Annotated in this window: 8 protein-coding genes; all 8 read left to right on the top strand. The window is 41.8% G+C overall.

Translation table 11 applies throughout. The features are described 5' to 3' along the window. The first annotated feature begins 109 nt into the window (after positions 1-109). Positions 110-382, top strand: coding sequence for a 30S ribosomal protein S16 (gene rpsP, locus BFI01S_RS20960; protein WP_009330784.1), 273 nt, complete (start codon positions 110-112; stop codon positions 380-382). Between the two features lie 9 nt (positions 383-391). Further along, the gene (locus tag BFI01S_RS20955) at positions 392-622 is read left to right on the top strand and encodes a KH domain-containing protein (protein ID WP_061794317.1); all 231 of its coding nucleotides are present in this window, start codon (positions 392-394) and stop codon (positions 620-622) included. Between the two features lie 151 nt (positions 623-773). After that, entirely contained in the window at positions 774-1,160 is a 387-nt protein-coding gene (locus BFI01S_RS20950; RefSeq protein WP_061794316.1) for a YlqD family protein, read from the top strand. Between the two features lie 12 nt (positions 1,161-1,172). Next, positions 1,173-1,694, top strand: a complete 522-nt coding sequence (gene rimM, locus BFI01S_RS20945; protein ID WP_061794315.1) for a ribosome maturation factor RimM — start codon at positions 1,173-1,175, stop codon at positions 1,692-1,694. Continuing rightward, positions 1,694-2,431, top strand: a complete 738-nt coding sequence (trmD, locus tag BFI01S_RS20940; RefSeq protein WP_061794318.1) for a tRNA (guanosine(37)-N1)-methyltransferase TrmD — start codon at positions 1,694-1,696, stop codon at positions 2,429-2,431. The genes rimM and trmD overlap by 1 nt, the downstream gene beginning before the upstream one ends. A gap of 135 nt (positions 2,432-2,566) precedes the next feature. Beyond that, positions 2,567-2,911, top strand: a complete 345-nt coding sequence (gene rplS / locus BFI01S_RS20935) for a 50S ribosomal protein L19 (protein ID WP_009330779.1) — start codon at positions 2,567-2,569, stop codon at positions 2,909-2,911. 335 nt (positions 2,912-3,246) lie between these two features. Then, positions 3,247-3,798, top strand: a complete 552-nt coding sequence (gene lepB, locus BFI01S_RS20930; RefSeq protein WP_061794314.1) for a signal peptidase I — start codon at positions 3,247-3,249, stop codon at positions 3,796-3,798. Between the two features lie 42 nt (positions 3,799-3,840). Continuing rightward, on the top strand, positions 3,841-4,713 hold the full coding sequence (gene ylqF, locus BFI01S_RS20925) for a ribosome biogenesis GTPase YlqF (RefSeq protein ID WP_061794313.1): 873 nt from the start codon (positions 3,841-3,843) through the stop codon (positions 4,711-4,713). Positions 4,714-4,866 lie beyond the last annotated feature (153 nt).

The raw sequence follows: 4,866 nt of genomic DNA, 5'->3' as shown, positions 1-4,866 counted from the left end.
CTAGTCATTTAAGCTTTTCATAACATGTAAAGAAAAAAACCTTTACAAACTAATTAACTATCTGATATTATACTATCTTGTGTGAAACTATTCGGAGGTGCTTTTTAAAATGGCAGTAAAAATTCGTTTAAAGCGTATGGGTGCTCATAAAAACCCTTTCTATCGTATCGTTGTAGCTGATTCTCGTTCTCCTCGTGACGGACGTTTCATTGAAACAGTAGGAACTTACAATCCGGTTGCTCAACCAGCGATCGTTGAAATCAATGAAGAGTTGGCTCTTAAATGGCTTCAGACAGGTGCTAAGCCATCTGATACAGTACGTAACCTTTTCTCTAAGCAAGGCATTATGGAAAAATTCCATAACGCTAAAAACGGTAAGTAATTTTATAAGATGAAAGAGCTTATCGAAACGATTGTTAAGCCCCTTGTTGATTTTCCGGAAGATGTTCAAGTGAATGTCCATGAAGAGGATCAGCGCGTAACCTATCGGCTTTCCGTCAACAAGAATGACATGGGGAAAGTAATTGGGAAGCAAGGGCGCGTTGCGAAAGCAATACGGACCGTTGTTTATGCAGCAGGTTCATCAGAACAAAAGAAGATCTTTTTAGAGATCATCGAATAATTATCCTGCAATGAGCAGGTATTACCAAAAAAGGAGGGGCTTCCCCTCCTTTTTTTACAATCTAAAAAAATAACATCGCCAACTAAGAATGTGACAGCAGTGTCAGTAACGCCGTTTTTTCATTCTGATTATGATTTGGGAGGCGCTGTATATGAACATTATCCAAACGGTTACTGTTAAGCAGGTGCTGACAGAGAACAGCAAGCAAGAACTGCTGGAAGGCTATGCGGCCCAAAAAAAGCAGCTGCAGAAAGAAAGTGATCAGCTGAGGTTTGAACTGAAAAAGCAGGAAAAGACCAAAAAGCTGCATCCTGCCAGTCTGAAGCAGCACTTTGAAAAGGAAATTCAACTGAGGCAGGAAAAAGTCCAGCTTCTGGATTTTCAAATAGAACAATTACATATGCTACCATTAGGAAGCGAATTAAAAGAAAAAGAAGTCCAGGCGATTATAGAGGTTCAAAAGGGTACCCCTTGGGAAGACATAGAAAAAGGGAAAACAATCATCATAAGAGATGGAATTGTTGATGAAATACGCTAGAGGTGATAGTACATGCAGAAATGGTTTAACGTAGGAAAAATTGTGAACACTCACGGCATAAAAGGAGAAGCGAGAGTCATTTCCAAAACAGACTTTGCAGAAGAAAGGTATAAGCCGGGAAATAAACTTTATTTGTTCCTGCCTGACACAAAAAGTGATCCCGTTGAGCTGACAGTGAAATCACACCGCACTCATAAATCATTCGATCTGCTTACTTTTGAAGGGTACGAGAATATCAATCAGATTGAAAAAATGAAGGGCGGCATTCTGAAAATTTCAGAAGATCAGCTTGGCGATCTTGAAGAGGATGAATTTTACTACCATGAAATCATAGGGTGTACAGTTGAAACGCTTGATGGAGAAGAAGTAGGGAAAATTAAAGAAATTCTTTCTCCCGGAGCGAATGATGTTTGGGTAATTAAAGCTAAAGGCGGAAAGGAAATTCTAATCCCGTATATTGAAGATGTTGTTAAGGAAGTTAATGTGGAAGAAAAACTTGTGAAAATTAATGCGATTGAAGGATTGCTTTCATGATGAATATCGATGTGCTCACTCTGTTTCCTGAAATGTTTGAAGGGGTCTTTGGGCATTCCATATTAAAAAAAGCGGCAGAAAATCAAGCAGTAACGTACAATGTGATCAACTTTAGGGAGTATGCCGACAATAAGCACAAAACTGTCGATGATTACCCATATGGCGGAGGAGCGGGAATGGTTTTAAAACCGCAGCCAATATTTGATGCCGTTGAGGATCTTCGCAGTAAAAGCGGGGCATCACCAAGGGTTATACTGATGTGTCCCCAAGGAGAACGCTATACTCAAAGAAAAGCTGAAGAGCTGGCAGAAGCAGATCACCTGATTTTTGTATGCGGCCATTACGAGGGTTATGATGAAAGAATACGGGAACATGTTGTGACAGATGAAATTTCAATTGGTGATTTTGTGCTGACTGGAGGCGAGCTTGGAGCGATGGTTGTAATAGACAGTGTCGTCCGATTGCTGCCGGGTGTGTTAGGCAACCAGGAATCTCATATGAAAGATTCTTTTAGCACAGGTTTTCTTGAACACCCTCACTATACGCGTCCAGCCGACTTCAGAGGCATTAAAGTGCCAGATGTCCTCATCTCAGGCAATCACCGCCTTGTCGAAGAATGGAGAGCCAAAGAATCCTTGAGAAGAACGTATTTAAGACGTCCTGATCTTCTTGAAGATGCAGAATTAACAAGTGAACAGCAAAAATGGCTAAATGAAATAAAAAAAGAAGATAAATAACATTGAAGTTGCCGTCCAAATATGATATGATACTTTTTGTGACTTAGGCTGAACTTGTTCAGTTTACGTCTGATAAAGATGTTCCGCTGCAAACATAGGTTGTGCAAGAGCGTCTGTTGAGAGGAGTTGAAAACGATGCAAAAATTGATTGAAGAAATCACAAAAGAACAGCTTCGTACAGACCTTCCGTCTTTCCGTCCTGGTGATACTGTACGTGTACACGTAAGTATTGTTGAGGGAACTCGTGAGCGTGTTCAGGTATACGAAGGTGTTGTGATTAAGCGTCGTGGTGGTGGAATCAGCGAAACTTTCACAGTTCGTAAGATTTCTTACGGTGTAGGCGTTGAGCGTACATTCCCTGTGCACACACCTAAGATTGCGAAGCTTGAAGTTATCCGCCGCGGTAAAGTCCGCCGTGCGAAACTTTACTACCTGCGTAACCTTCGCGGTAAAAAAGCTCGTATCAAAGAAATTCGATAATAAAACGAAAAGCGAAAGCGCCTTGACCAGCCCCGACAAGCATAAGACGAATCACGCAGGAGGCGTTAGCCTCTGGAGTGATTTGGCTTATGACCTCGAGGGGCTAGGCGCTGCAGCTGGACAATGAGAGAAAGAAGGAGCTTGATAATCAAGCTCCTTTTTCTTTCATGAAGCAGAACGCAAATAATATTACATAAATGTTAAATAATATATAAATGAGATTCCCATCGTGTTTATTAAGATGAATTTTTGTACAATAAACAATAGAAATCACTTACTGCGGTACATGCAGGGATATAAGCATAATTTTTGACGGAAGAATGGTGGGGAAGGCTATGGCAAAAAAGAAAAATGAATTGTGGGAATGGACAAAAGCTCTTGTAATCGCAGTCCTGTTAGCGGCAGTCATCAGATATTTTTTATTTGCGCCGATTGTGGTTGACGGCTTATCAATGATGCCAACATTGCATGATCAGGATCGAATGATTGTTAATAAGTTCAGCTATAAGATTGGAGAGCCGGAGCGCTTCGACATCATTGTATTCCATGCACCGGAAAACAAAGATTACATCAAAAGAGTAATAGGTCTTCCGGGAGATAAGATTGAATATAAAGATGATACTCTTTATGTTAACGGAAAAGCGTATGATGAGCCTTACTTGGATGAATATAAGAAACAGGTAATCGATGGGCCTCTGACGGAGCCATTTACTTTAAAAGAAAAGATCGGACAGGAAACAGTTCCTGAAGGGCATTTGTTTGTAATGGGCGACAACCGCCGCTTCAGCAAGGACAGCCGTCATATTGGCCCTGTTGCTATGGAAGAAGTCCTTGGAGATGCCGGAGTAATATATTGGCCTATAGAGGACATTCGAATCGTTGATTGATTCTTCCTATTGTAAATACATATTGGATGGAGGTGGCTAGCTGTGACGATACAGTGGTTTCCCGGCCATATGGCGAAAGCCCGCAGGCAGGTTACAGAAAAATTAAAACTGGTCGATATCATCTTTGAGCTCGTTGATGCAAGGATTCCTTATTCATCACGAAATCCGATGATCGATGAAATCATTCAGCACAAACCCCGGCTTGTTTTGTTGAATAAAGCTGACATGGCTGATAAAGAAGCGACGAAGAAGTGGATCAGACATTTTGAAAATAAGGGCATAAGAGCGCTTGCGATAAACTCACAGGCCGGACAAGGCATGAAAGAAATCGTCTCTGCATCTCAGGAAATTCTTCAGGAGAAGTTCGATCGAATGAGAGCGAAAGGTGTCAAGCCAAGGGCAATCCGGGCAATGATTGTCGGTATTCCGAACGCCGGAAAATCCACACTTATCAATCGCCTGGCCAAAAAGAATATTGCAAAGACAGGAAATACTCCAGGTGTTACGAAAGCCCAGCAGTGGATAAAGGTAGGGAAAGAGCTGGAGCTGCTCGATACCCCGGGAATATTATGGCCAAAATTTGAAGATCAGGAAGTAGGTCTTAAGCTGGCTCTGACAGGAGCGATCAAGGATACTATATTAAACCTCCAGGATGTTGCTGTATATGCCCTCCGCTTTCTCGGCGACAGATATCCGGATCGTCTGAATGACCGCTACCAGATCGAAGAAATCCCGGAAGATATCGTTGAAGTCTTTGATAAAATCGGCAGGCTGCGCGGCTGCCTGATGGGCGGCGGCCAAATTGATTATGATAAGGTAACAGAGCTGGTAATCAGAGAATTCCGTTCTGAAAAAATGGGGCCAATTACATTGGAACTTCCGGAGGAAATGGCAGTACGGGATGAAGCTGAATAATTTTTAATGAAGACCTTCTGTTGCAGGAGGCCTTTATTTTTTGGAAGAAATGCCGATACAAAGAATAAATTAGGCTGTATTCGTAAAGTTTGTTGCTTTTGGGCACTTAACTAAATTAGACCTCTGAGTTGATTGGAGCGGAGGGCACTTGAC

Source organism: Cytobacillus firmus NBRC 15306 (assembly GCF_001591465.1).
GTDB lineage: Bacteria > Bacillota > Bacilli > Bacillales > Cytobacillaceae > Cytobacillus > Cytobacillus firmus.
The sequence above is the reverse complement of the archived record's forward strand: the minus strand, read 5'-3'. Positions and strand labels throughout refer to the sequence as shown.

Coding starts and splice junctions, on each gene's coding strand:
- rpsP (WP_009330784.1), top strand. CDS start 110: ATGGCAGTAAAAATTCGTTTAAAGCGTATGGGTGCTCATAAAAACCCT.
- BFI01S_RS20955 (WP_061794317.1), top strand. CDS start 392: ATGAAAGAGCTTATCGAAACGATTGTTAAGCCCCTTGTTGATTTTCCG.
- BFI01S_RS20950 (WP_061794316.1), top strand. CDS start 774: ATGAACATTATCCAAACGGTTACTGTTAAGCAGGTGCTGACAGAGAAC.
- rimM (WP_061794315.1), top strand. CDS start 1,173: ATGCAGAAATGGTTTAACGTAGGAAAAATTGTGAACACTCACGGCATA.
- trmD (WP_061794318.1), top strand. CDS start 1,694: ATGAATATCGATGTGCTCACTCTGTTTCCTGAAATGTTTGAAGGGGTC.
- rplS (WP_009330779.1), top strand. CDS start 2,567: ATGCAAAAATTGATTGAAGAAATCACAAAAGAACAGCTTCGTACAGAC.
- lepB (WP_061794314.1), top strand. CDS start 3,247: ATGGCAAAAAAGAAAAATGAATTGTGGGAATGGACAAAAGCTCTTGTA.